The sequence below is a fragment of the Nocardia nova genome, assembly GCF_002933465.1.
Taxonomy (GTDB): Bacteria; Actinomycetota; Actinomycetes; order Mycobacteriales; family Mycobacteriaceae; genus Nocardia; species Nocardia nova_B.
On record NZ_PSZE01000002.1, the window covers coordinates 371,085 to 397,696 of the forward strand.

Sequence of the window (26,612 nt, forward strand, 5' to 3'; positions counted from 1 at the left end):
GGTCACACCGCGTTCAGGTGGCCTGGCTGACCGAGGACATGTGGAAGTCGGGGATTCGCATCGGCGGCATGGCCGTGCGGGTGAACCAGTCCTTCCATTCGCGTGGCAGCGTGATCTCGGTGGCGCCGACCTCGGTGGCGCGGCGCAGCAGATCCAGCGGGCTCTCGTTGAAACGGAAGTTGTTGACCGCGGCGGTGACCGCGCCGTCCTCCACCAGATACACCCCGTCGCGGGTCAGGCCGGTCTGCAACAGCGTGGCCGGATCGACTTCGCGGATGTACCACAGGCAGGTCAGCAACAGCCCGCGCTCGGTGGCGGCGATCATCTGCTCGAGGGTGCGATCCGTCCCGCCGCTCAGCAGCAGATTCTCACCGGCCACCGTGACGGGAGCGTCGTACTGCGCGGCCACGGCGCGCGGATAGACCAACGACTCGATCACCCCCTCGCGCAGCCAGTCGACGCGGCCGGCCGACAAGCCGTTGTCGAAGATCGAGGAGGTCTCCGACGAGGCGGCGGTCGCGACGAACGGCCGGTACTCCAAACCGGGGGTAGTCGGATCCGAGTACAACGTCAGCGGCAGGTCGGTGAGCCGCTCGCCGATGCGGGTGCCGCCGGCCCGGGCGAACGCGGTGTGCCCCTCGTGGGCGCCGCGCCCGTCCATCGACCACAGCATCGGAATCAGCAGATCGGCGACCGCCGAGGGCGGCAGCAGGGTGGGGTAACGACCGGCCGGCAGCTCGACCCGGCGGGCACACCAGTCCAGGCGCCGGCTCAGCTCGGCCAGCAGTGCAGTGACGCCGATATCGGTGAAATCGGCGGTCGGCGCGCCTACCCAGGCGCTCGCGGGATCGGCGTCTCCGCCGCGTTTGCCGTTGATCTCGATGGATCCGGTGGGCTCGGTCCACCGGCGGCGGATGCCGGTGGACGTGCCCAGCCAGGTGGTGTGCAGCTGATGATGGGCGAAACCGTAGAGCCGGTCGGCGCCGGCGAACCCGACCGCGAGTTCACCGGCGAGACCGGTGAACACCTCGATGCCGGTTTCGCGCACGGGGCCGGCCCACTCCGAATCCGGGTGCGCGCCCGCGGTTTGCGGGGCCAGCAGCGGCATCGCGTCCGCGGCGGGTTCCGCGGTGCGAGCCGCCTCTTCCGCGCTGCGCACCACGGCCTCGATCTCGGCGGGATCCACGCTCGTGGACCCGACACTGCCCACCCGCGCCGCGCGCGGGCCCTCGCGCAGGATCGACACCACCGCCCAGGACCGTGACACCGACGATCCGTTGGTGGTCATGGAATTGCCGGCCCAGCGCAGCGAGGCCTCGGACGCGTCGGTGACGATGACGATCGTCTCGTCCGCGCGCGCGACGGCCAGCGCCCGCTCCACGACCTGTGCGCCGTGCATCATCGTCACCGACCGGCCTCCCGCGTTGTGTGCCAATTCCGAATTGCGGCCGGTCATCCCGCCTCCTGTGTCGTGCGGGACACCCGCACCCGGGAGGCCCGGTGAGTGGCTGCGCGAGTGTTACTCACCCCGCCTCCTGTGTCTTGCGGGACACCCGCACCCGGGAGGCCCGGTGAGTGGCTGCGCGAGTGTTACTCACCCCGCCTCCTGGCGGGTGTTGAGGATGTTCACTCCGCGCACCAGCACCGACGGGCACCCGTGCGACACCGCCGCGACCTGGCCCGGCTGGGCCTTACCGCAGTTGAACGCCCCGCCCAGCACCCAGGTCGACGGGCCGCCCACGGCTTCCAACGCGCCCCAGAAGTCGGTGGTGGTGGCCTGGTAGGCGACGTCGCGCAGCTGTCCGGCCAACTCCCCGTTGCGAATCCGGAAGAAGCGCTGCCCGGTGAACTGGAAGTTGTAGCGCTGCATGTCGATCGACCAGGACCGGTCGCCCACGATGTAGATCCCGTCCTCGACGCGCGAGATCAGCTCGGCGGTGCTGGTATCGGACTCCGGATCGGGCTGCAGCGACACGTTGGCCATGCGCTGGATGGGCACGTGATGGGCGGAGTCGGCGTAGGAGCAGCCGTTGGACCGAGGCACCCCGAGACGAGGCGCGAAGACGCGGTCGAGCTGATAGCCGACCAGGATGCCCTCGCGCACCAGATCCCAGCGCTGCCCGGCCACCCCCTCGTCGTCGTAGCCGACCGTCGCGAGGCCGTACTCCTGGGTTCGGTCGCCGGTGACGTGCATGATCGGGGTGCCGTAGCGCAGCGTCCCCAGCTTGTCGGGGGTGGCGAAGGAGGTTCCGGCGTAAGCCGATTCGTAGCCGATCGCGCGATCGTATTCGGTGGCGTGACCGATGGATTCGTGAATCGTCAGCCACAGATTGGTCGGGTCGATCACCAGGTCGGTGGGGCCCGGCGTCACCGACGGCGCGGCGACCTTCTCGGCCAGCCACTGCGGCATCCGTGCCAGTTCCTCGTTCCAGTCCCAGACGCCGTCGGCGCCGGTGACGTATTCCCAGCCGCGCCCGGCCGGGGCGGCGAGGGTCCGCATGGTTTCGAAACCACCCGTCGCGGCGTCGATGGTGATCGCCTCGAGTTGCGGATGCAGTCGCACCCGCTGCTGAGTGATCGTGGAACCCGCAGTGTCGGCGTAGTAGGTCTGCTCCTTGACCTGCAGCACCGATGCCGTCACGTGATCGATGCCCGCGGCCGAGGACAGGCGCTGCGAATAGTCCTGCAGCAGCGCGACCTTCTCCGGCGTCGGCACGGTGAACGGGTCCACCTGGTAGGGCGAGACCCAGTTCGCGTCGCGGTAGACCGGTTCGCCGGCGAGTTCGACCCGCTCGCGGTTGAGCGCCCGCAGCGTCGCCGCGACGGTGACCGCGCGCTGGGCCACCGCCACGGCGGTCGCGGGTGTCAGCTCGCAGTGCGAGGCGAAACCCCAGGTGCCGTCGACGATCACGCGGACCGCGAAGCCCAGGTCGTCGGCATTGTCGATGGATTCGACGCGGCCGTCGCGCAACCGGATCGATTGCGTCAGCAGCCGATGCACCCGCAGATCGGCGTAGTCGGCGCCGGCCGCGCGCGCCGCCGTCAACGCCGCGTCGGTCAGGGCGGCCAGCGGCAGCGCGCGGAACTGGTCGTCCACGCCCGCAGATGCGATGCTCACCCGGCCTACGCTAATTGCTGAACGCCGGCCGGGCCACCAGATTCGCCGACGGGTGCGGCGAAACACTCTGGGCCCCAACGCGACACGCCGTGCATGTTTGCAGGCGATGCAAACATGCACGAAATGCGGTGTGGCACGGACTGAAACGCGCGCGAAACGCGCAGCCTGCCGCAGGTTGCGGTGCCGATGGCGTACTGTCTGCCCGCGTGCCGCCATCCGCACTCCGTGACCGCAAGCGGGAACGCACCCGCCGCGCCCTCCTCGAGGCTGCCGCCGATCTGTTCGAATCCCGCGGCTACGAGGCGACCACCGTCGCCGATATCGCCGCGACCGCCGAGGTGGGTACGAGGACGTTCTTCAACTACTTCGAGAGCAAAGAGGAACTGCTCTTCCCCGAACCCGACGAACGCGTCACCGCCGCGGTGGCCGCGATCGCGAGCCGTCGCGCCGACGAACGGCCCGTCGAAGTGCTGCTGCGCGCGCTGCGGGCCGCCGGAGACAATCCCGGTGATCATCTCGGCGACGATCTGGCGGCCCGCATCGCCGTGTTGCGCGCCCAGGTATCGCGCACCGTTCCCGCCGTCAGCGGCCGCGCCGCGCACGCCCAGCTGGCCGCTCAGCAGGAGATCGCGCGGCGGCTGCGCGACGCCTTCCCCGACGAATTGGACGAGGTCGGCGCGGCCGCGCTGGTCGGCGCCGTCGTCGGGGCGGTGTCGGGTGCGCTGACCGTGCTGTTCTCCGGCCGCCACGTGATCGAGGACGGGGAACGGCTGCATCGCACCATTCGCGAGACCACGTCGCGGGTGCTGGCGCCCTGGCTCTCGGCCGGCCGGCATCTGACCGCGGAGGCGCGCTGCTGAGCGCCGCTCAGCCGAACTGCTGCCAGCCCAGGCGCACCACCATCGCGGTCACCACGATCAGCAGCACCGCGCGCACGAACCCGGCCCCGCGCGCGAGCGCCATCCGCGAACCCACCACGGACCCCGCGATATTCGCCACCGCCATGCCCAGGCCCACCGACCAGATGATGTGCCCGGTGGCGGCCAGCAGGATCAGCGCGCCGAGATTGGAACCGCAGTTGATCACCTTCGCCATGGCCGCGGCGCGCACGAACTCGGTACCGAGCAGGGTGGCGAAGGAGATGATCAGGAAGGTACCGGTGCCGGGGCCGACCAGCCCGTCGTAGCCGCCGATCAGCCCCGCCGACAGGCCCACCACCAGGATCGTGCGGCGCCGGGTCGGCGGGTGGGTCGCCATCGTCACCCCGATCGAGGGCTGCGTCGCCACCACGATCGCGACACCGATCAGCACCGTCATCACGATCGGGATGAAATAGCGCCGGTCGATCAGCGCCACCGCGGCCGAACCGGCGGCCGCCGCGCACGCCGCGATCACCGCACCCGACAGCATGAGCGGCCATCGCATCGGCATCCGGCGCGCGAAAGTCAGCGCCGCGGCACTGGTTCCGGCGAATGCGGCGATCTTGTTCGTGCCCAGCGCGGTCTGCGGGGGCAGCGTCGGCGCCACCAGCAGCAGGGTTGGCAGAATGATCAAACCGCCACCGCCCACCACCGCATCCACCCATCCGGCGGCCGTGGCCGCAGGCAGCAGCATCGCCCACTCGGCCATACCCACGGCGGCGACCCAATCAGAGTCGGCGACGTGCGGCAAATCGTGGCGCGCGGTGTCGCGGTGGCGGCCACCTAGGCTGAGCGGGTGCGCCGATTCAGTCTGTGGCTCCGTGGCAAACCCATGGTCGCCGATTCCATCCTCGCGGCCGCACTGGTGCTGCTCGATCTGCTCACGCTCGGCGGCAAGGATCATGCGATCGTCTATCTGATCCTCGGGCTGCTGGTTCCGGTGCCGGTGATCTGGCGGCGCAACTATCCGCGGGCCAGCGCGGTCGCCCTGTTGGTGTTGTCGATCACCACCAGCGCGGTGAGCGTGGTCCTGCACGAGGATCTGCAGCCGCCGGCCCTGCTGGCGGTCGGCGTCGCGCTCTACACCCTCGTCGCGTATGTCGGCCGGCGCGAGGGTCTGCTGTATCTGGTCGGCCTCGCCGTGGACGGGGCGTTCTCGCTGGCCGTGGTCGACCAGTCGGTGCCGATCGTCATCGGCTTCCTGATCATGTTCTACGCGCTGTGCTGGACCCTCGCGGAATTCCTCGGCGCCCGCCACGCCTACGACGCCGAGGTCGCGGCCCGGCTCGCCGTCGCCGACTACGACCGTGAACGCAGCGCCCACGACGCGGTCTCGGCCGAACGCACCCGTATCGCCCGGGAACTCCACGATGTTGTCGCCCACGCGGTCAGCGTGATCATCGTGCAGGCCGACGGGGCGAAATACGCGCTGCGCCGCGACCCAGAGGCCGCCGAACAGGCGCTGGCCACCATCGCCGCCACCGGCCGCGAGGCGCTGCGGGAACTGCGCCGCACGGTGGAACTGCTGCGCACCGAGCACGCCCCGGAACAGTTGCCACAGCACGGCACCGCCGGACTGGCGAAGGTGGTGGAGATGATGCGCAGCGCCGGGCTGGCCGTGGAATTGGAACTGACCGGAGAACTCGACGATGTCGCTCCCGAGGTGAGCCTCGGCATGCATCGCATCGTGCAGGAATCGCTGACCAACACCTTCCGCCACGCCGGCCCCGATCCGCAGGCGTGGGTGCGGGTGCGCCGACGCGGCGCGGACGTGCTGGTCGAAGTCCTCGACCGCGGCGATGCCGGGCCGTCCGCGAGCGGGTCCACCGTGGCGGCGCAGGCGCCCGTTGTGGACGACACCGCGCTGCGCAACGGCATCGCCGGTAGCGGGCTGGGACTGGTTGGCATGCGGGAGCGGATCGCGGTACTTGGCGGCACCCTCGAGGTGGGACGACGTCCCGAGGGCGGCTGGCGCGTCTGCGCCACCATTCCCCTGCAGCGTGAACTACCCGACTGACCGGGGAGGAGTCCCGGTTAGATTGGTGCCGTGCCGATCACCGTACTCGTCGTCGACGATCAGGAACTCATGCGTGCCGGACTCAGGATGGTGCTGGGCGCGCACCCGGACGTCGACGTCGTCGCCGAGGCCGACAACGGCGCGACCGCCGTGCGCCTGGCCGGTGAGCTGGCCCCCGACGTGGTGCTGATGGATGTGCGGATGCCGGTGGTCGACGGCGTGGCCGCGACCGCCCAGATCCTCGAATCCGGGTGTGGCAGCCGGGTTCTGGTGATGACCACCTTCGACCTCGACGAACACGCACTCGGCGCCCTGCGGGCCGGTGCCAGTGGTTTCCTGCTCAAGGACACCCCGCCCGAGGATCTGATCTCCGCCATCCGCAGCGTCGCGGCCGGTGACGCCGTGGTCTCGCCGAAGGTGACCAAGCGACTGCTGAACCGGTTGATCGCCGCCGACCCGGCCCGCGTGCGCGACCCGTCGGTGCTCGATGTGCTCACCGCGCGCGAACGCGAGGTGCTCGAACAGATCGCCGCCGGCCGCTCCAACGCCGAGATCGCCGCCGAGCTGTATCTGTCGGAGGCCACCGTGAAGACCCACGTCGGCCGGGTACTGACCAAACTGGGACTGCGCGACCGGGTGCAGGCGGTCGTGCTGGCCTACGAAACCGGGCTGGTCACGCCGGGTACCTGACCCGCGGGAGCGGTGATTGCCCGAATCGGGAGAAAATCGGGCCCGTCGCGCGTTGGGCAGGGTAGATCGTGGAAAGGATCGCCGATGCCCGCCCTGTTGTTCGCCCTCTATCTCGTGGTCGAGATCGCGGCGCTGGTCGTGGTCGGCCACCTCATCGGTGCCGTGCCGACCATTCTGCTGCTCATCGCCGGATCCGCGCTCGGGCTGATCCTGGTGCGTTCCCAGGGCCGCCGGGTCTTCCAGCAGTTCCGCCGTGCCCGCCGCGGCGAGATCGCCCCGGGAACCGCCGTCGCCGACGGCGCGCTGGTCGGGGTGGGCGCGCTGCTGATGTTCGTTCCCGGCCTGGTCACCTCGGTGTTCGGACTGCTACTGCTCCTGCCCACTCGCGCGCTGCTGCGACCGCTGGTCTCGGCCGCGGCGCTGCGGCGCATCGATCGGCTGACGATGGCCACCGGATATCGCGGCGTGGTGGTGGAACCTTCCGGTGAGGTCGTCGACGGGGTGGTCGTCGAGCAGTACTACGACGACGGTCAGGGCCACGCGCGGCGCATGATCGACCCCCGCTGACCGACCCGCACTGATCGCGGGCCGCCGGCCGTGCGGCACACTGGTCACCCGTGAGTACCCAGTTGCTGGTCGGCGGCCGAATCTACAGTTCCAGTTCCCCCGATGCCACCGCGATGGCGGTCACCGACGGCACCGTGGTCTGGCTGGGCGCCGAACGCCCCGGGCGCGCCCTGCACCCCGACGCCGAAATCATCGATCTGGACGGCGCTTTCGTCGCCCCGGCCTTCGTCGATCCGCATGTGCACGTCACCGCGCTCGGCCTGCAACTGACGGGTTTGGACCTGTCCCGGGCGAATTCGGTGGCGCAGTGCCTGGATCTCGTGCGCGAGTACGCCGCCACCCATACCGGAACGATCATCGGTGACGGCTGGGACGAGACCCGCTGGCCCGAGGGCCGCCCGCCTACCGTCGACGAGATCGACGCCGCCGCCGGGCCCGGCCGACCGGCCTATCTGGCCCGCGTGGACGCCCATTCCGCGGTCGCCTCGACCGCGCTGCTCGACGCGGTGAACGGCGTTCGCACGGCCGCGGGATACACCGCTGGCGCACCGCTTCGGGCCGACGCCCATCACCTCGTCCGCGAGGCCGCACTCGACGGCCTCGACCGCGCTCAGCGCGACCGGGCTCGGGCCACCGCGCTCGATTACGCGGCCGCGCACGGTGTGGTCGCCGTCCACGAATGTGCGGGCCCGCGGATCTCCGGGCGCACCGATGTGCGCGAGTTGCTGGAATTCGAGCACGGTGTGCAGGTGCGGGCCTACTGGGGTGAGGCCGTCACCTCGGCCGACGAGGCGCGCTCGCTGCTCGGCGACCTCGGTGTACACGGGCTGGCCGGGGACCTGTTCGTCGACGGCTCGTTCGGCTCGCACACCGCCTGGCTGCGCGAACCTTATGCCGACCGCGACACCACCGGTGTCTTCTACCTCGACGCCGCCGCGATCGCCGCCCATGTCAGAGCCTGCACCGAGGCGGGGATCCAGGCCGGATTCCACGCCATCGGCGACGCCGCCATCGATGCGGTGGTCGAGGGCTTCGCCCGGGTCGCCGCCGAACTCGGCGCACCTGCGGTGGCCACCCGCGGCCACCGGCTCGAACATGCCGAACTGCTCGATGCCGGGCAGATCGCGAAACTGGCCGAATTCGGCGTGATCGCCAGTGTGCAACCGGGATTCGACGCCGCGTGGGGAGGCGCCGAGGGGATGTACGCCACCCGGCTGGGCGCCGAACGCGCCGCGGCCACCAACCCGTTCGCGGCGATGGCCGCCGCCGGTATCTCGCTGGCGATCAGCTCCGATGCCCCGGTGACGGCGCTGAACCCGTGGGAGGCCATCCGCGCGGCCGCGAACCACCGCACCCCGGGCCACCACATCTCCCCGCGCGCCGCCTTCGCCGCCGCCACCCGCGGCGCCTGGCGGGCCGGTGGTGTTCGTGACGGTGTCGCCGGGACCCTGGTTCCGGGCGCTCCCGCCAACTATGCGGTGTGGGACGCGGCGGAACTCGTGGTCGCCGCGGCGTCGGACACGGTGCAGCGATGGTCCACCGATCCGCGCTCGCGCGTCCCCGGCCTCCCGTCCTTGGCGGCGGGTGCCGACCTCCCGCGTTGCCTGCGTACCGTCCGCGACGGAGTGACCATCTACGCCGGCTGAGGAATGCGCGCGACGGAGAGCGACCGCGCTTCGCCGCCGCGGAGCCCCGGCCGGCGGGAACCGCGCGGCATCCCAGTAGGCTGGCGCGGTGCTGGGCGTGACGTGGCGGGTGTGGGGGAGGATCGGGGCCGCTGTCGTCGCCGGGCTGCTGTTGTTCGCGAGCTTTCCGCCGCGCACCTGCTGGTATCTCGCGCCGATCGGGATCGCGATCCTGACCCTGACGGTGCGGGATGCGACGAGGTTGCGTGGCGGCTTCGGCTACGGACTGTTGGCGGGGCTGGCGTTCTTTCTGCCGCTGCTGCCGTGGACCGGCATCTACGTCGGCCCGGTGCCGTGGCTGGCGCTCTCGGCAGCGTGCGCTGTCTATGTCGGCTTGTTCGGGCTGCTGTCGCGGCTGGTGTGCCCACTGCCGGGCTGGCCGGTGTGGGGCGCGTTGATGTGGACTCTCACCGAATGGGGACGGTCCAGCTTCCCGTTCGGCGGATTTCCGTGGGGCCGACTCGCTTTCGGTCAGGCCGACGGCTGGTACCTGCCGCTGGCCTGGCTCGGCGGCGCACCGGCGGTGAGCTTAGCGGTCGCCTTGACCGGAACCGTTCTGGCCGCGTTTGTCCTTCGGTTGCGCCCGCGGGCACCCGAACGGCGTGCGGTCGTAATTATCACTCTCGCAACCCTTGTGGCTATTATCCCGATTACCGGAGTGATCCTCCGGACCGCGCTGCCCGCCCCGGACGACGGAGACCGGTCGATCACGGTCGCCGCTATCCAGGGCAGCGTGCCGCGGCTGGGCCTGGACTTCAACGCTCAGCGCCGGGCCGTGCTGGACAATCACATTCGCCGTACCGAGGAGCTGGCCCGCGCGGTCGCCGCCGGGACAGCCGCCCACCCGGATGTGGTGATCTGGCCGGAGAATTCCTCCGATATCGACCCGCTGCGCAATTCCGACGCCTACGACGAGATCACTGCGGCTTCCCGCGACATCCACGCCCCGATCCTGGTGGGCGCCGTCCTCGTCAACGACGACCGCACCACCACCAATTCGGTCATCGTGTGGGACGCCGACGGACCCGGGGAGCGCCACGACAAGAAGATCATTCAGCCCTTCGGTGAATACCTGCCCTATCGCGGCTTCTTCCGACACTTCTCCAGCTACGCCGACCGCGCCGGCTACTTCGTACCCGGCCACGGCGACGGGGTCGTGCACGCCCGACCGGCAGGCGGTGGCCCGATGGTCGCGATCGGGGTGGCGACCTGTTACGAGGTCGCCTTCGACCGGGCCTTCGAGGATTCGCTGCGCGCCGGTGCGCAATTGCTCACCGTCCCGACGAACAACGCCACATTCGGCGACAGCGATATGACCTACCAGCAGTTGGCCATGTCACGGGTGCGGGCCGTCGAGCACGGCCGGGCACTCGTGGTCGCCGCGACCACCGGCGTCAGCGCCGTCGTCACCGCCGACGGCGTGGTGCGGCAGCACAGCGAGAAATTCGCGCCCGCCGCACTGGAGGCGACGTTGCCGTTGCGCGGCGAGACGACACCCGCGACCGCGATGGGACCCCTTCCGGAACGGATGTTGTGTATTCTTGCTGCGGCCGTCGCCCTGGTCGCGGCTACTCGGTGGCGAACGACGCGCTCGACCCGTCGTGCCGATGAGGACGTCACCGGCGACCCGGCATTCGATTGACGGCCGCCGCAGCTGTTGCGGACAATCACACATCGCGGGTACCCGCGAATCGGCATTTCGCACCACCTCGATTCCGCGGGCCGTCCATACGCATTCGCCGGACGATTGCGCTCCCGAAAAGGTGCGCCGTCGATCCTCCTGTTGACGGGGAGGCTGGGCAGCTAGGCCGTTATTTGCGGTGAAATAGCTATTCAATTGCCTTACCTGTCTGTGGTGTTCGCGGCCGAAGATCACGACATCGTTACCAGTCCGGCCGCAACGGGGCTCCGAATCATAGGGCGTGGATCACGTCCTCCCGCTGGCGCGCGCTTTTCCGCCCGCGGACGGGGACCGGGGAGTTGCGGATACAGCGGCAGAACGGAGTGATTGATGAGTTCATTGGCCACCGATCGTGTCGACCAATGTGCTTCCGGCGAATTCTCAGCACAACCCTTCGCTCTGTCACCGGCGCAAACCGCCCTATGGTACGCGCAGCGGATTCGACCCGATGTGCCACTGACCATCGCGCAATACGTGGAAATTCACGGTGATCTCGACGTGGGCCGGCTGCTCTACTCGATCGAGCGGTTCGGCGCGGAGTCCCAGGTGGGCCAGCTGCGCGTCGTGGAGATCGACGGCATGCCGCAGCAGGTGGTGGATTCGGCGCATCGGCCCGGCTGGGCCCGGATGGACCTGCGCCAGGAACCCGATCCGCGCGCGGCGGCGCTGCGGTGGATGAACGAGCACGCCAGCAGCCCGATCGATATCGAACAGGAACCGTTGACCCTCAACGCCGTTCTGCGCATCGGTGACCAGGACTACATCTGGTACTGCCGCGCCCACCACATCGTCATCGACGGCTATGGCTCCATGAACGCGCTGACCCGGACTGCCGAGATCTATACCGCGCTGGAGAACCACACCGAGCCCTCGGTCTCGCGGGCGACCCCGCTGGCGGAAATCTACGCCGGGGAGTCGCAGTACCGGGAGTCGAGCCGCTTCCGTGCCGACCGGGAGTACTGGCGTGAGCAGCTCGCGGGGGTGGGCGCGCCGTTGACACTGTCGTCGTCGGGGATCGTCCCGTCCGCGCCGGACCCCGGCCGGCGCCTCGCGGCGGCCGTGCTCGACGCCGAGACAGAAGTCGAACTCAACACCGCCGCAACCACATTCGACTCGCAGAACTCCGCACTCGTGGTCGCGGCGCTGGCCGGGTACGTGCGCGCGGCGACCGGCACCTCCGATGTGGTGCTGAGCCTGCCGATGTCCGCGCGGACCACCGTCGCGCTGCGCCGCTCCGCGGGCGTGGTGTCGAACGTGGTGCCCATCCGGGTGCGATTCGACGCCGGCACCACGGTCGCCGACGTGGTCAAGGCGACCGAACTGCAGATCACCGGCGCCCTGCGGCACCAGCGTTACCGCCACGACGACATCAGACGCGACTGCGGTTATTCGCGCGATGCCCGCGGCTTCTTCGGGCCGATGGTCAATATCATGCTGTTCCACAGCGAACTGAACTTCGGCAGCCTCGTCGGCTCGTTGAACGTCCTGTCCACCGGGCCGGTCGAGGATCTGTCGATCAACCTCTACAACGGCGAGGGTGGGCGCATCCACGTCGATTTCGAGGCCAATCCGCAGCTCTACGGCGCGGCCGAACTGGCGCGCCACCACGAGCGGTTCCTCGGCTACCTGAACCGCTTTCTGACCGCCGATCCCGCCGAGCCGGTCGCGGCGGTGCCGGTGATCACCGACGCCGAACGCGACGAGGTACTGCGGCAATGGAATGCGACCGCGGTGCCGGAGCAGCCGGGCACGCTCGCCGACCTGTTCGGAACGCAGGCGCGGGCCACGCCGGATGCGATCGCACTCGAATTCGACGGCGGCACACTGACTTACGAACAACTACGGCAGCGCGCCGACCGGCTGGCCCGGATGCTGATCGCCCGCGGCGCCGGACCCGACACGGTCGTGGGCCTGGCTATGCGGCGCAGTCTCGACCTGGTGGTCGGCATGTATGCGATCGTGCGTGCGGGGGCGGCCTATCTGCCGATCGATCCGGATCATCCGGCCGAGCGCACCGCGCAGATCCTCGAGCAGGCCGCGCCGCTGTGCGTTCTGACCGCGACCCGCGATGAAGCCGATCTCCCCGCCGAGGTCGCGGTGATCGACATCCAAACGCTCGGCACCGCCGATTCCGGCGCCGAACCGCCGATCACCGACGCCGACCGGCAAGCACCGCTGCGCCGCGACCACCTGGCCTACGTGATCTTTACCTCCGGCTCGACCGGTAAACCCAAGGGCGTCGGCATCACCCACGCCGCCATCGTGAACCGCCTGGCGTGGATGCAGCATCGGTATCCGCTCGACGAGAGTGACACCGTCTTGCAGAAGACCCCCGCGACGTTCGACGTGTCGGTGTGGGAGTTCTTCTGGCCGTTGCAGATCGGCGCGCGGCTGGTGATCGCCGCGCCGGACGGCCACCGCGATCCTGCCTATCTCGCGCGGATCATCGCCGAAAAGAACGTGACCACAGCCCATTTCGTGCCGTCGATGCTGTCGGTCTTCGTCACCGACACCGATGTGCGCGGCTGCGGCGGACTGCGCCGGGTGTTCTGCAGCGGTGAGGCGCTGCCGGCGGCGACCGTCCGCGATTTCCACGCCGTCGTTCCCGGTGCGCGCCGATCCGGGGCCTCGCCGTCCGGTGGGGCGCAGCTGCACAACCTGTACGGGCCCACCGAGGCGGCCGTCGACGTCACCCACTGGGCGTGCGCGCCGGAGAACGACATCATCCCGATCGGCGCGCCGGTCTGGAACACCCAGGTCTACGTCCTCGATGAGACCTTGCGTCCGGTCGCGCCCGGCGTGGTCGGCGAGCTGTATCTGGCCGGGGTGCAGCTGGCTCGCGGCTATCTGGGCCGCCCCGGCCTGACCGCGGATCGCTTCGTGGCCAATCCGTTCACCCCCGGCACCCGCATGTATCGCACCGGCGACCTGGTGCGCTGGCGGATGGATCCGATCCCGCCCGCGACCGGTGCCGACCAGTTGCCCGCGGTCCTGGAATACTTGGGACGCAGCGACTTTCAGGTGAAGATCCGCGGGCAGCGGATCGAACTGGGCGAGGTCGAGGCGGCGCTGCTGGCCGACGAGCGGATCGCCCGCGCGGTCTGCGTCGCCCACACCACCCCGGCCGGTGACGAGCTGGTCGGCTACGTGGTAGCCGCGCCGGGGCGCACAGTCGACAGCGCCGCGCTGATCGCCGACCTGCGCGGCGTCCTGCCCGGGTACATGGTGCCGACGGTGGTCGTCGTGCTCGACGAATTACCCTTGAGCGCCAACGGAAAGATCGACCGCAAGGCGCTGCCCGCACCGGAGGCGCCCGCGCGTCGCGGCGGCGACCGCATCGTCGAGCCGCGCACGGCCACCGAACGCCAGCTGGCCGCCCTCGTCACCGAGGTCCTCGGTTGCGAGAGCCTCGGCGTCGAGGACAGCTTCTTCGACCTCGGCGGCAATTCGCTGTCGGCCGCCCGGGCCGTGGCCCGGATCAACGCCGCCTTCGGCTCCGGACTGACCATCCGCGATCTGTTCGAGTCGCCGACGGTCGCCCAGCTCGCCGAACGAATCGGCGCGCACGGCGTCGACCGGTCCTCTCCGAAACTGGTGGCTGGCCCACGGCCGCAACACATCCCACTCTCGCTCGCCCAGCAGCGGTTGTGGATCCTCAACCGTTTCGCCGAACACGCCGGCGCCTACAACATGCCACTGGCCGTCGAGCTGAGCGGACCGCTCGAGGTCGAGGTGCTCCGCGCCGCGCTGCTCGATGTGCTCGACCGGCACGAGAGTCTGCGCACCACCTTCCCCGATTCGCCGACCGGCCCGGTCCAGGTGATCCATCCGGCCGCCGAGATCCCGCTGAACCTCGAGCCGATCGACGCCACCGGTGCCGACGCGCTGGCCCTGGCCACCGAATACGCCGGATACGGTTTCGATCTGCGCAGTCAGGCGCCGATCCGGGTGGCGCTGTATGCCACCGGACCCGACGAACACGTCTTTCTGGTGGTCCTGCACCACATCTGCGGTGACGGCTGGTCGGTGGCGCCGCTGGCTCGCGATCTGATGGGTGCGGTCGCCGCGCGGACCACGGGCCGGGCCCCGCGGTGGGCCCCGCTGCCGGTGCAGTACGCCGATTTCGCCCTGTGGCAGCGCGAACTGCTGGGCGACGAGACCGACCCGACCAGTGCGCTGGCGCGGCAACTGGCCTACTGGCGCACCGCCCTGGCCGAACTCCCCGATCAGCTGGACCTACCGCTGGACCGCCCGCGCCCGCGGCAGCGCGACACCGCCGGTGGCCGAGTCGAATTCACGATTCCGGCCGACACCCGCCGCGCGGTGGCCGAGGTGGCGGCCGAGCGCGGCGTCAGCACGTTCATGATCATGCATGCCGCCCTGGCGAGCCTGCTCTCACGCCTGTGCGGCACCTCCGATATCGCCATCGGCACCCCGATCGCCGGTCGCTCCGATCCGGCGCTCGACGATCTGGTCGGCATGTTCGTCAACACCCTGGTACTGCGCACCGAGGTCGACCCCGCCACCGGATTCGATCGCATGCTCGACCGCGTCCGCGAAACCGACCTCGACGCCTTCGCCAACGCCGATGTGCCGTTCGAGCGGCTGGTCGAGGTCGTCAACCCCTCCCGCGACGCGGGCCGGCACCCGCTGTTCCAGGTGATGCTGTCCTACGAGAACAACCCCGAACTGCGAGTCGACCTGCCCGGTCTCAGCGCGCGGGTGCTGCCGATGGATGTCGGCGTCGCGAAATTCGATCTGCAACTGATCGTCCACGACAGCGATGCCGCTGACGCCGAGAACGGCCCGCTGACCGCCGAATTCGGTTATGCCGCCGATGTTTTCGACCGCGCCACGGTCGAGTCGGTGGCGCGGCGTTTCGTCCGGCTGCTCGACGCCGCGGTCGGCGCGCCGGAGACCCCGGTCGGTGATCTGCCGATTCTCGACGCGCGGGAGGTCGGCAGACTGGTGCCGATCGCCGGGGCGCCCGGCGTGCCGCCGCTGAGCCTGGCGCGGCTGCTGCACGAGACCGCGGAACGGGTGCCGGATCTGGTCGCGGTCCGATACCGGGGCCGCGACACCACCTACCGGGAGATCGACGAGGCTTCCAACCGACTGGCGCGGGTGCTGATCGAACACGGCGCGGGTCCCGAGGTGGTGGTCGCGATCGCGCTGCCGCGCAGCCTGGCCTCGATCACCGCGATCTGGGCGGTCGCCAAGACCGGTGCGGCCTATGTGCCGGTCGACCCCGGCTATCCCGCCGAACGTATCGAGCACATGCTCGCCGATTCCGGTGCGATGCTCGGCCTGACCGACGCCCGCAGCCACGCCGCCATGCCGAGGCGGCCGATGCACCGCGGGCGGCATCGTAAACAGGGCGCCGACTGGCTGCTGATGGATTCGGGCGTCCTCACCGACGCCCTCGCGCGGGTCTCGCCGGCCCCGATCACCGATCGGGATCGTCCACTGCCGCTGCGTATTTCGCATCCGGCGTATCTGATCTACACCTCCGGCTCGAGCGGCAGGCCCAAGGCGGTCGTGGTCACCCACGGCGGCATCGCCTCGCTGGCGCACGAGCAGATGCACCTGTTCCGGGTCAACGACACGGCGCGCACGCTGCACTTCTCCTCGCCCTCGTTCGACGCTTCGGTGCTCGAACTGCTGCTGGGCTTCGCGGCGGGCGCCACCATCGTGGTCGCGCCGGCCGGACTCTACGGCGGCGCCGAGCTCGCGCGGCTGCTGCGCGAGGAGCGGATCACCCACGCCTTCATCACCCCGGCCGCGCTGGCGACCGTATCCCCGGACGGCCTCGACGATCTCGAGGCCGTCATCGTCGGCGGTGACGCATGCCCCGAGGATCTGGTCCGCACCTGGACCGCCGGGCGGCGCATGCACAACATGTACGGCCCCTCCGAGGCCACCGTCGCCGCCACCGCCAGCGACCCGATGGTCGCGGGCCGTCCCGTCCCCATCGGCAAGCCGGTGCGCGGGATGCGACTGTTCATCCTGGACAACCGATTGCGTCCGGTTCCGCCAGGCGTCGCGGGGGAGTTGTACATCTCCGGGCCCGGCCTGGCCCGCGGCTATCTGGGCCGCCACGGCCTGACCGCCGCCCGGTTTCCGGCGAATCCGCACGGGCGCCGCGGCGAGCGCATGTACCGCACCGGCGATCTGGTGACGACCGACGGCAACGGTGTGCTGCGCTTCCTGGGGCGCGCCGACGATCAGGTGAAGATCCGCGGTTTCCGCATCGAACTGCGCGAAATCGACCATGTGCTGCGCGCGCATCCGGGAGTGCGGTTCGCGATGACCGTCGTGCACACCGGCGAGCACGGTGCCGCCCGGCTGGCCTCCTATCTGGCCGCCGACACCGAGATCGACCCGGCCGAGGTGCTCGAGACAGCGCGCCGCCACCTGCCCGCCTATATGGTTCCCGCGGCGATCACGGTGCTGGACCGGGTGCCGGTGACACCGTCGGGCAAGGTCGACCGCAAGGCGCTGCCCGCGCCGGTCTTCAGCTCCGCCGGACCGTCCCGTGCGCCGGAATCGGAACTGGAACAGCGGGTCGCGCAGGTCTTCGCCACGGTGCTCGGTCACGCTGTCCCGGGCGCCGAGGACAGTTTCTTCGACGCCGGCGGCAACTCGCTGCTGGCGACGCGGCTCACCGCCGCACTGCACACCGAATTCGGCGTGGAACTCCCCGTCCGGGCCATCTTCGAAGCGCCCACCGTGGCCGGCGTCGCGGCGCACCTGGAACACGCGCCGCGCACGAACCGGGTGGCGCTGACGCGGTACGACCCACGCCCCGGCCGGATTCCATTGTCGCTGCCGCAGCAGCGGATGTGGTTCCTGAACCGCTATGCCCCCGAATCCAGCGCCTACAACATCGCTTTCGCGTTGCGCATCGACGGCGATCCGGATCTGCCCGCCCTGCGCGCCGCGGTGGCCGACCTGGTCGAGCGGCACGAGGTGCTGCGCACGATCTTCCCCGAAGATCAGGCCGGTCCGTACCAGCTGGTCCTCGACTCCGACCGCTGCTTGCCGGTGCTGGAACCCGTGGTGACCGACGAACGCGGCGCCCGGCTGGCGCTGCGCGGCCTCGCCCAACGCGGATTCGACCTCACCCGGGAGATGCCGCTGCGAATGACGGTGCTGCGCACCGGGATTCGTACCTATCAGCTGGGCATCGTGGTCCATCACATCGCCGCGGACGGCTGGTCGCTGGGACCGCTCACCACCGATCTGATGGTCGCCTACACGGCGCGTCGCGACGGGGCGGCTCCGGCCTGGGCGCGGCTGCCGGTGCAGTACGCCGATTTCAGTCTGTGGCAACGCGAGTGCCTCGGCGACGAATCCGATCCGGCCAGTGCTGCGGCGGTGCAGCTGCGGTTCTGGCGTGAAACCCTCGCGGGCCTGCCGGAGGAGTTGCCGCTGCCCTACGACCGGCCGCGCCCGGCCGAGCCGACCAACCGCGCCGGCGTCGTGCGGATCCGGATGCCGGAAGAGCTGCGGGAGCGGCTCGAGGAGCTGGCCCGCGCGCAGGGCGTGAGCCTGTTCATGGTGCTGCGCTCGGCGCTGGCGGTGGTGCTGCGCGTCGTCACCGCCGGCCGCGACATCGTCATCGGCACGCCGGTGGCCGGGCGGGCCGATACCCGCCTCGACGACCTGGTCGGCATGTTCGTCAACACCCTGATGCTGCGCTCGGATGTCGATCCCGACCACACCTTCGCCGATCAGCTGCGCGCCGACCGCGACGGTGAACTCTCCGCTATGTCGCACGCGGAACTGCCGTTCGAGCGCATCGTCGAGGAACTCGGACGCGGCAACGGCGGACTGCGGCCGCTGCTGCAGGTCGCGCTCACCCTGCAGGACACCACGCCGCCCGCCCTCGAATTGCCCGGCCTGCGGTTGCGCGCGGAGGAACTCGACATCGCGGTGGCCAAGTTCGATCTGGAACTGCGGGTGCCCGCCGATACCCGGGACCTCGAAATGGTCTACGCCGCCGAACTTTTCGACGAGGACACGGTGCGCACGCTGGCCGAGCGGTTGCTGCTGGTGCTGGAGTCGGTCAGCGCCGACGCACGGATTCGGGTGCGCGACATCGACGCCCGCACCGACGTCGAACGCACGGACTTCGCCCCGCGCCGCGGCCCGGCCGCCACCCCGCAGTGCAGCCTGGCGAACTACTTCACCGCCACCGCTCACCTGCATCCGCACCGCACCGCGATCCGCAGCGGCGACGACGAACTCAGCTACGCCGAGTTGGAGCGCTGTTCGAATCGGATCGCCCGCGCCCTGATCGCCCGCGGTATCGGCAGCGGCGACCGGGTGGCCATCGGGCTCACCCGGTCGATCGAATCGGTGGCCGCCGCCCTCGCCGTCACCAAATCCGGGGCGGCGTTCGTCCCCGTCGATCCGAACTATCCCACCGACCGTGTTCGCCATATGCTCACCGATTCCGGGTGCGCGCTCGGCATCTCCACGACCGCGCATCGGGATCGGCTGAGCCGTGCCACCGAGAACGATGGCCCGACGTCCGGCACCGAGTGGCTGCTGCTCGACGACGCGCGGCTGCTCGCGGAACTGGACGCCCGGGACGAGCGCACGATCACCGACGGCGAACGGCTCCGTACGGTACGGACGAGCGATCTGGTCTATCTGATCTACACATCCGGGTCGACCGGCAAACCCAAAGGTGTGGCCGTCACCCACGCGGGGTTGTCCAATTTCGCCGACGAGGCACGCGACCGGATGCGGGTAGACCGCGACGCCCGCACCCTGCACTTCGCGAGCCCGAGTTTCGATGCGGCGATGCTGGATCTGCTGCTGGCGATCGGCGCCGGCGCCACCATGGTGATCTGCCCGCCCGACATCTACGGCGGCGACGAACTGGCCGCCCTCATGGATCGCGAACGCATCAGCCACACCTTCATGACCTCCGCCGCACTGGCCACCATCGACCACCGGCGCTGGCCGCTGCCACATCTGCGCTCGATCATGGTCGGCGGCGAGGCACTCGGCACGGATCTGATCGAGCGGTGGTCGCCGGGCCGGATGCTGTTCAACGGTTACGGCCCGACCGAGACGACCATCGTGGTCACGATCGCGGGTCCGATGGCGGTCGGTGACCAGGTGACCATCGGCTCGCTGGTGCGTGGCGTGCATGCGGTAGTGCTCGACGAGCGGCTGCGGCCTGTCCCGGTCGGCGTCCCGGGCGAGTTGTATCTCGGTGGCCAGTCCGTCGCGCGCGGCTACTTCGATCGCCCCGGCCTCAGCGCCGCGCGATTCGTCGCCGACCCGTACGGGCCCGACGGCGCGCGCATGTACCGCACCGGCGATGTGGTGCGGTGGCGCGCCGACGGGGAGATCGTCTACCTCGGCCGCAGTGATCACCAGGTGAAACTGCGTGGTTTCCGCATCGAACTCGGCGAGATCACCGAGGTGCTGGCCGCGCACCCGGCGCTGCGTTTCGCCCACACCGAGGTGCGCGAGATCGCCGGTACACCGCGGATCGTGTCCTATGTCCAGCCTGCCGAGCCCGGCACCGACATCGACGTCGAGGCGCTGCGTGACCATGTGGCCGCGCACCTGCCGGCGCATATGGTGCCCAGCAGCGTCACCGTGCTGGACCGGATTCCGCTGACCCCGGTCGGCAAACTCGACCGTGACGCGCTGCCGCAACCGCAGCAGATCACCACCGCGGCGCGGGAACCGGGCACCGACACCGAACGCCTGGTCGCGCGGGTGATGGCCGAACTGATCGGCGCCGAATCCGTCGGCGCCGACGACAACTTCTTCGAGATCGGCGGAAACTCGCTGCTGGCAACGCAATTGGTGGCCCGGCTGAGCGATGCCACCGGGGTGCGGGTGCAGGTGCGTTCGGTCTTCGGCGCCCCGACCGTCGCCGAACTCGCCGCCCTGCTCGACGGCGGCGCCCGCGACGGCGACCACGGCCCGGCTCTGACGCGGCGGGAGCGCCCCGCCCGGGTGCCGCTCTCGGCGGCGCAGCGGCGGCTGTGGTTCCTCAACCGGTTCAACGCCTCCTCGGCCGAGGATCTGTCCGGCGTCTACAACGTGCCGGTCGCGCTGCGGATGCGCGGCGCGTTGGATGTGGCGGCGCTGCACGCGGCGCTGCATGCGGTGCAGCGGCGTCACGAAACACTGCGCACGGTCTTCCCGGAGGTCGAAGGCGAGCCCTATCAGCGAGTGCTGGCACCCGGTGAGGCCGCGGTGGCGCTGCCGGTCGTCGACGTCGATGAGGGTGAAATTACCGGTGCCGTAAGAACTTTCGCGGAGGCCGGATTCGATCTCGCCTCCACCGCGCCGCTGCGGGCGCAGCTGCTGCGGATCGCCGCCGACGATCACGTGCTGGTGCTGGTGGTCCATCACATCGCGATGGACGGCTGGTCGCTGGAGCCGCTGGCCGCCGATATCGCGAGTGCGTACCGGTCGTATGCGGCCGGGTCGGCGCCGGAATGGGCCGAGTTGCCTGTCCAGTACGCCGACTACACGCTGTGGCTGCGGGACGCGCTGGGCGCGGAGGACGATCCGGAATCGCCGATCAGCCGCCAGCTCGACTACTGGCGCGCGGCACTGGACGGCATTCCCGAACTGCTGCCGCTACCCACCGACCGGCGCCGCCCGGCGACGCCGAGTTATCGCGGCGGCACGGTGGACTGCGTCCTGGACGCGGACACGCACCGCGAACTGCAGGCCGTCGCCGCCCGTCACGGCGTCACCATGTTCATGGTCCTGCACGCCGCGCTGGCCTCGCTGCTGCACCGGATCAGCGCCGAGCACGACATCACCGTCGGCACGCCGATCGCCGGACGTGGACAGCAGGCCCTCGACGCGATGGTCGGCATGTTCGTCGGCACCCTGGTACTGCGCACGCCGGTCAGCGGCGCGCAGAGCTTCGCCGATCTGCTGCGCGCGGTGCGCGATATCGACCTCGAGGCCTTCGCACATGCGGATGTGCCGTTCGAGCGGCTGGTCGAGGTACTCAATCCGGCGCGCTCGCAGGCGCATCACCCGATGTTCCAGGTCATGCTCTCGGTGCGGAATCAGCCGGTGCGCAGCCTGGAACTGCCCGAGGTGACGATCGAGGCCTGTGACGCCGATCCGGGGATCGCGAAATTCGATCTGCAGTTCACCCTCACCGAATCGTGGACCCAACAGCGGGAACCGGCCGGGATCACCGTCTCGGTGAATTTCGCCCGTGACCTGTTCGACGACATCAGTGCCGCCCGCCTCGGCGCCCGCTTCGCCCGGCTGCTGCAGGCGGCGGCCGCGAATCCGGAACTGCCGGTCGGCGATCTGGAGCTGCTCGACCCCACCGAATGGTCGACGCTGGCGCCCGTGCGGGGTGCCCTCGGCGGCCGGCCGGGGACGCTGCCCGAGGTCTTCGCCGCCGCGGTGGCCGTCGATCCGCGGGCGATCGCCCTGCGCACCGAAGACGCCGAGATCAGCTACGGTGCGCTGGACCGATGGACCAACCGCCTGGCGCGGGTGCTGATCTCCCTCGGGGTCGGACCGGAAATGCTTGTCGCCGTGGGTATTCCGCGGTCGATGGAGTCGGTGGCGGCGACGCTGGCGGTGGCCAAGGCTGGTGCGGCGTTCGTGCCGGTCGACCCCGGCTATCCCGAACACCGAATCGCCCACATGCTCACCGATTCCGGTGCCACGCTGGGCATTACGCTCGCCGCCCACCGCGAGCGTATGCCCGCGGGGGCGGAATGGATGGACCTGGACGGACCCGGCCTGCAGGAGCACGTGCTGCGCGCCTCCGATGCGCCGATCGCTCCGGCGGAGCGGCGGGGCCGGTTGCGGATCGAGAACCCGGCCTACGTCATCTACACCTCCGGTTCGACCGGCACGCCCAAGGGTGTGGTGGTCACCCACGGCGGTCTGTCGAACTTCGCCGCCGAAACCGCCGAGCGGTTCGACGTGCGGCCCGACAGCCGGGTGCTGCACTTCGCCACTCCCAGCTTCGACGCGGCGATGCTCGACCTGCTGTTCGCCCTGGGCGGGGCGGCGACGCTGGTGATCGCCCCGACCGGGATCTACGGCGGTGCGGATCTCGCACGGCTGCTGGCCGAGGAAGAGATCACCCACGCGTTCATCACCACCGCTGCGCTCGGCACGGTCGATCCGGCCGGTCTCGACTCGTTCCGGCACGTGCTCGTCGGTGGCGAGGCGCTACCGCCGGAGCTCGTGGCGCGGTGGGCGCCCGGCCGGAACCTGCACAACGTGTACGGCCCGACCGAAACGACCATCGTGACGCTGATGGCCCCGCCGATCGCGCCGGGTGCGCCGATCACCATCGGCGCACCGATTCGCGGTGTGCACGCGGCGGTCCTGGATTCGCGGCTGCATCCGACCCCGGCCGGCGTCGTCGGCGAGCTGTACCTGTCCGGTTCGGCGCTGGCGCGCGGCTACCACAACCGCACCGGGCTCAGCGCCGGCCGTTTCGTGGCCAATCCGTTCGGCAAGCCCGGCGAACGCATGTACCGCACGGGCGATCTGGTGCGCTGGGTGCAGCGCGGTGGCCGCTTCGAACTCGAGTACGTGGGCCGCACCGACCACCAGGTCAAGATTCGCGGTTTCCGCATCGAACTCGGTGAGATCGACGCCGCACTGCACCGCCACGCACAGGTCGAATGGTCGACGACGATCGGTCACCGGACCGTCTCGGGCGCCACCGCGCTGGTCTCGTATGTGAAGCCGCGCACCGGCACGAATCCGACGCCGGCGCAGTTGCGCGCTCACGTGGCCGGATTGGTGCCGAGTTATATGGTGCCGCAATCGATCATGCTGCTGGAGTCGGTTCCGCTGAGTCCGGTGGGCAAGCTGGATCGCAAGGCGCTGCCCGAACCGGTCTTCGCCACCGAGCACGGCTACCGCGCGCCGTCGGGACCGATGGAAACGGCGGTCTGCGACGCGTTCGCCGATGTCCTGGGAGTCGACAAGGTCGGCGCCGACGACGGGTTCTTCGATCTGGGCGGCAACTCGCTGCTGGCGACGAAGGTGGTGGCGCACCTGCGGTCTGCTGGGATCGAGATGCCGGTGCAGCTGATGTTCGCCGAATCCACCCCGGCCGGCATCGCCCGGCAGCTGGCGGCCTCCGGCGAGGATGTGCTGGCGGTCGCGATGCAGCCGCTGCTGCCGATTCGCCCCGTCGCCGAGGCCACGCCGCCGCCGCTGTTCTGTGTGCACCCGGCGATCGGGCTGTCGTGGTGCTACGCCGGACTGCTGGCGCATCTGCCCGGCGACCGCCCGGTCTACGGGCTGCAGGCGCCGCACATCACCGGTGAGCAGGAGCACGACTCGATCCGGGCCGCCGCGAAAGACTATGTCGCGCATATGCGTTCGGTGCAGCCGGAGGGGCCGTACCATCTGCTCGGCTGGTCGCTGGGTGGTTTGATCGCCCACGAGATCGCGGTGCAGCTGCAGGACGCGGGCCAGCGGGTGGCGCTGCTGGCGATGATGGACAGCTACCAGCTCGGCGACCGCTGGCTCGACCAGGCCATGCCGGGCGTGGCCGACATCATCGGCGAATTCGGCAGCGATCTGCTCGGCGGCGACAACGGCGTGGACGCGGGCCTGACCCTGGAGGAGGCGGCCGAGCTGCTGCGCGGCCGGCCGGGCCCGTTCGCGGCGCTGACCATGGACCACCTGCAGCGGCTCTACACCGGCTACGCCAACGGCACGGTGCAGGCCAACGGATTCCGGCCGCGCGTCTTCGACGGTGATCTGCTGTTCTTCACCGCCGCCGACGACGAGGTCAACCTCGCCGATCCGGAGCGCTGCGCCGCGGCGTGGGAACCGTTCGTCACGGGTGTGATCGAGGACCGCAAACTGCGCTGCCGGCACTCCGGCATGACGACACCGGAAGCGCTGGCCGTGATCGGCCCGGTGCTGCGGCAACAACTCGAGGCCGCCGCCGGCGGCGACACGGAGGAGACGCTGTGAGCCTGGCAGTGGAAGTCACCGATCTGGTCAAGACCTACGGTAAGGCCCGGGTACTCGACGGCATCGATCTGGAGATCCCCTCGGGAACCGTGATGGGTCTGCTGGGTCCCAACGGCGCCGGTAAGACGACGACGGTCCGAATCGTCACCACCCTGTTGAAACCGACCTCCGGCAACGTCCGGGTCGCCGGCGTCGACGTGGTGCATCATCCGGCGCGGGTGCGCACCCGGATCGGGCTGTCGGGGCAGTACGCCGCGGTCGACGAGAACCTGTCCGGATTCGAGAATCTACGGATGGTGGCCCGGCTGTACGGCATGAACCACAAGAAGTCCGCCGCGCGCGCGGCCGAACTGCTCTCGGCGCTGGGACTCGAACACGCGGCCGGGCGGCGCGCGGGCACCTATTCCGGCGGTATGGCCCGCCGACTGGACCTCGCGGGTGCGCTGGTGGCCCGGCCCACGGTGGTGGTGCTCGACGAGCCGACCACCGGTCTGGACCCGCGCGGCCGGCTCGACATGTGGAAGGTGATCGGCGATCTGGTCGACGACGGCACCACCGTGCTGCTGACCACTCAGTATCTGCAGGAGGCCGACCAGCTGGCCGACCGGATCACGGTAATCGACAAGGGCCGTGTGATCGCGCGCGGCTCCGCCGACGAACTGAAGACCTCGATCGGTGGCGACCGGCTCACCGTCACCCTCGCCGAGGGGCAGGACCCGGGCCCGGCGAAGTCCGTGCTGAGCGAGGTCGGGCTCGGCGAGCCCATCCATGAACCGGGCGCCGACCACGTGTCGATCGTGGTGGGCGACGGTACCCGGACCATGGTCGAGGCGTTGCGCCGGCTCGACGACGCGGGGGTGTGCGTGGTCGACGCGGAGGTGACCCGGCCGAGTCTCGACGATGTGTTCCTGTCGCTGACCGGCACGCCCGCGGAACCGATCGAAGAATCCGAAACCGAAGAAGACGTAGCAGAGGAGATCATGTCGTGAGTACCGCCGACGCGGCGGTCGCCGAATCGGAGACGGCGGCAGAGCCCACGCAGACCGACACGGCGGTGACGCGGCCGGACATCGATAGCGACGTCCACGCGATCTCCGCCCCGGTACGGGTCTTCCGCGACAGCGCGATCGTCGCCTACCGCAATCTGCTGACCATCCTGCGGGTGCCGACGCTGCTGGTGACCGCGACGGTTCAGCCGCTGATGTTCGTATTCCTGTTCGCCTACATCTTCGGGGCGTCGCTGGGCGGCGGCCAGTACCGTGAATTCCTGCTGGCCGGCATCTTCACCCAGACGGTCGCCTTCAACGCCGCGTTCACCACCGTGGGCCTGGCCAACGACCTGCAGAAGGGCATCATCGACCGGATGCGCACGCTCCCGATGTCACGGATGGCGGTGCTGATGGGCCGGACCCTGTCCGACACAGTGGTCAACGTGGTGGCGCTGGCGGTCATGGTGGCCTGCGGTTATCTGGTCGGGTGGCGGATCAACGGCTCCCTGGCAGACGCGGCGCTCGGATTCGCGATCATTCTGCTGTTCGCGTTCGCGATGTCGTGGGTGGGTGCGCTCACCGGGTTGATCGCTCCGAATGTGGAGGTCGCGCAGAGCGCCGGACTGATCTGGCTGTTCCCGGTCACGTTCATCTCCTCGGCCTTCATCTCCGCCGAGACGCTGCCGGGACCGCTGCGTTCCATCGCGGAGTGGAACCCGATCACGGCGGTGTCGGCATCCGGCCGGAAACTGTTCGCGAACAGTTCTCCGCCTACGTTCGCCGCACCGCACGGATGGCCGGTCGACCACTGCGTGGAATACGCGGTGGCCTGTTCGGTCGCCATCCTGGTGGTCGCGGTGCCGCTGGCGCTGCTGCAATACCGCAAGGTCGCCAGTCACTGATCACCGCGGCGGCCGCGTACGACAGCGGTGTCGCGCCGAATACGCGAACGTCCCCTCGCACCTGGGTGCGAG

Annotated in this window: 12 protein-coding genes; 9 read left to right on the forward strand and 3 right to left on the reverse strand. The window is 70.0% G+C overall.

Annotated features, from left to right (window positions below; all coding sequences use genetic code 11):
* Positions 1 to 13: 13 nt before the first annotated feature.
* Complete coding sequence (locus C5E41_RS04140) at positions 14 to 1,402, reverse strand: metallopeptidase TldD-related protein (protein WP_104374555.1); 1,389 nt, start codon at positions 1,400 to 1,402, stop codon at positions 14 to 16.
* A 192-nt stretch (positions 1,403 to 1,594) separates the two neighbouring features.
* Positions 1,595 to 3,118 carry a TldD/PmbA family protein gene (locus tag C5E41_RS04145; RefSeq protein WP_104374468.1) on the reverse strand — a complete coding sequence of 508 codons (1,524 nt, stop codon included), beginning with the start codon at positions 3,116 to 3,118 and terminating at the stop codon, positions 1,595 to 1,597.
* A 206-nt stretch (positions 3,119 to 3,324) separates the two neighbouring features.
* On the opposite strand from C5E41_RS04145, the gene C5E41_RS04150 reads away from it, so the two are divergent.
* Complete coding sequence (locus C5E41_RS04150; protein WP_104374469.1) at positions 3,325 to 3,978, forward strand: TetR/AcrR family transcriptional regulator; 654 nt, start codon at positions 3,325 to 3,327, stop codon at positions 3,976 to 3,978.
* 7 nt (positions 3,979 to 3,985) lie between these two features.
* On the opposite strand, the gene C5E41_RS04155 is transcribed toward C5E41_RS04150, so the two are convergent.
* The gene (locus tag C5E41_RS04155) at positions 3,986 to 4,747 is read right to left on the reverse strand and encodes a TSUP family transporter (RefSeq protein WP_439956348.1); all 762 of its coding nucleotides are present in this window, start codon (positions 4,745 to 4,747) and stop codon (positions 3,986 to 3,988) included.
* An 87-nt stretch (positions 4,748 to 4,834) separates the two neighbouring features.
* On the opposite strand from C5E41_RS04155, the gene C5E41_RS04160 reads away from it, so the two are divergent.
* The 8 genes from C5E41_RS04160 (at position 4,835) to C5E41_RS04195 (ending at position 26,540) form a co-directional block, all read left to right on the forward strand.
* Positions 4,835 to 6,055 carry a sensor histidine kinase gene (locus tag C5E41_RS04160; RefSeq protein WP_181063091.1) on the forward strand — a complete coding sequence of 407 codons (1,221 nt, stop codon included), beginning with the start codon at positions 4,835 to 4,837 and terminating at the stop codon, positions 6,053 to 6,055.
* Between the two features lie 30 nt (positions 6,056 to 6,085).
* A complete protein-coding gene (locus C5E41_RS04165) occupies positions 6,086 to 6,745 on the forward strand; it encodes a response regulator (RefSeq protein ID WP_104374472.1) in 660 nt (219 codons plus the stop codon).
* An 84-nt stretch (positions 6,746 to 6,829) separates the two neighbouring features.
* Positions 6,830 to 7,312: an FxsA family protein gene (locus tag C5E41_RS04170; RefSeq protein WP_063013551.1), complete on the forward strand. Its 483-nt coding sequence runs from the start codon at positions 6,830 to 6,832 to the stop codon at positions 7,310 to 7,312.
* A 50-nt stretch (positions 7,313 to 7,362) separates the two neighbouring features.
* A complete protein-coding gene (locus tag C5E41_RS04175) occupies positions 7,363 to 8,958 on the forward strand; it encodes an amidohydrolase (protein ID WP_104374473.1) in 1,596 nt (531 codons plus the stop codon).
* Between the two features lie 88 nt (positions 8,959 to 9,046).
* Positions 9,047 to 10,639: an apolipoprotein N-acyltransferase gene (lnt, locus tag C5E41_RS04180; protein WP_104374474.1), complete on the forward strand. Its 1,593-nt coding sequence runs from the start codon at positions 9,047 to 9,049 to the stop codon at positions 10,637 to 10,639.
* 369 nt (positions 10,640 to 11,008) lie between these two features.
* Positions 11,009 to 24,649, forward strand: a complete 13,641-nt coding sequence (locus C5E41_RS04185) for a non-ribosomal peptide synthetase (protein ID WP_104374475.1) — start codon at positions 11,009 to 11,011, stop codon at positions 24,647 to 24,649.
* Positions 24,646 to 25,638, forward strand: a complete 993-nt coding sequence (locus C5E41_RS04190; protein ID WP_104374476.1) for an ATP-binding cassette domain-containing protein — start codon at positions 24,646 to 24,648, stop codon at positions 25,636 to 25,638. Before C5E41_RS04185 ends, C5E41_RS04190 begins: the two co-directional genes overlap by 4 nt.
* Before the next feature lie 101 nt (positions 25,639 to 25,739).
* Positions 25,740 to 26,540 (forward strand): ABC transporter permease, encoded by an 801-nt coding sequence (locus tag C5E41_RS04195; protein ID WP_104374556.1) that lies wholly within the window; start codon positions 25,740 to 25,742, stop codon positions 26,538 to 26,540.
* Positions 26,541 to 26,612: the final 72 nt, after the last annotated feature.

Coding starts and splice junctions, on each gene's coding strand:
- C5E41_RS04185 (WP_104374475.1), top strand. CDS start 11,009: ATGAGTTCATTGGCCACCGATCGTGTCGACCAATGTGCTTCCGGCGAA.
- C5E41_RS04140 (WP_104374555.1), bottom strand. CDS start 1,402: ATGATGCACGGCGCACAGGTCGTGGAGCGGGCGCTGGCCGTCGCGCGC.
- C5E41_RS04170 (WP_063013551.1), top strand. CDS start 6,830: ATGCCCGCCCTGTTGTTCGCCCTCTATCTCGTGGTCGAGATCGCGGCG.
- C5E41_RS04155 (WP_439956348.1), bottom strand. CDS start 4,747: ATGGCCGAGTGGGCGATGCTGCTGCCTGCGGCCACGGCCGCCGGATGG.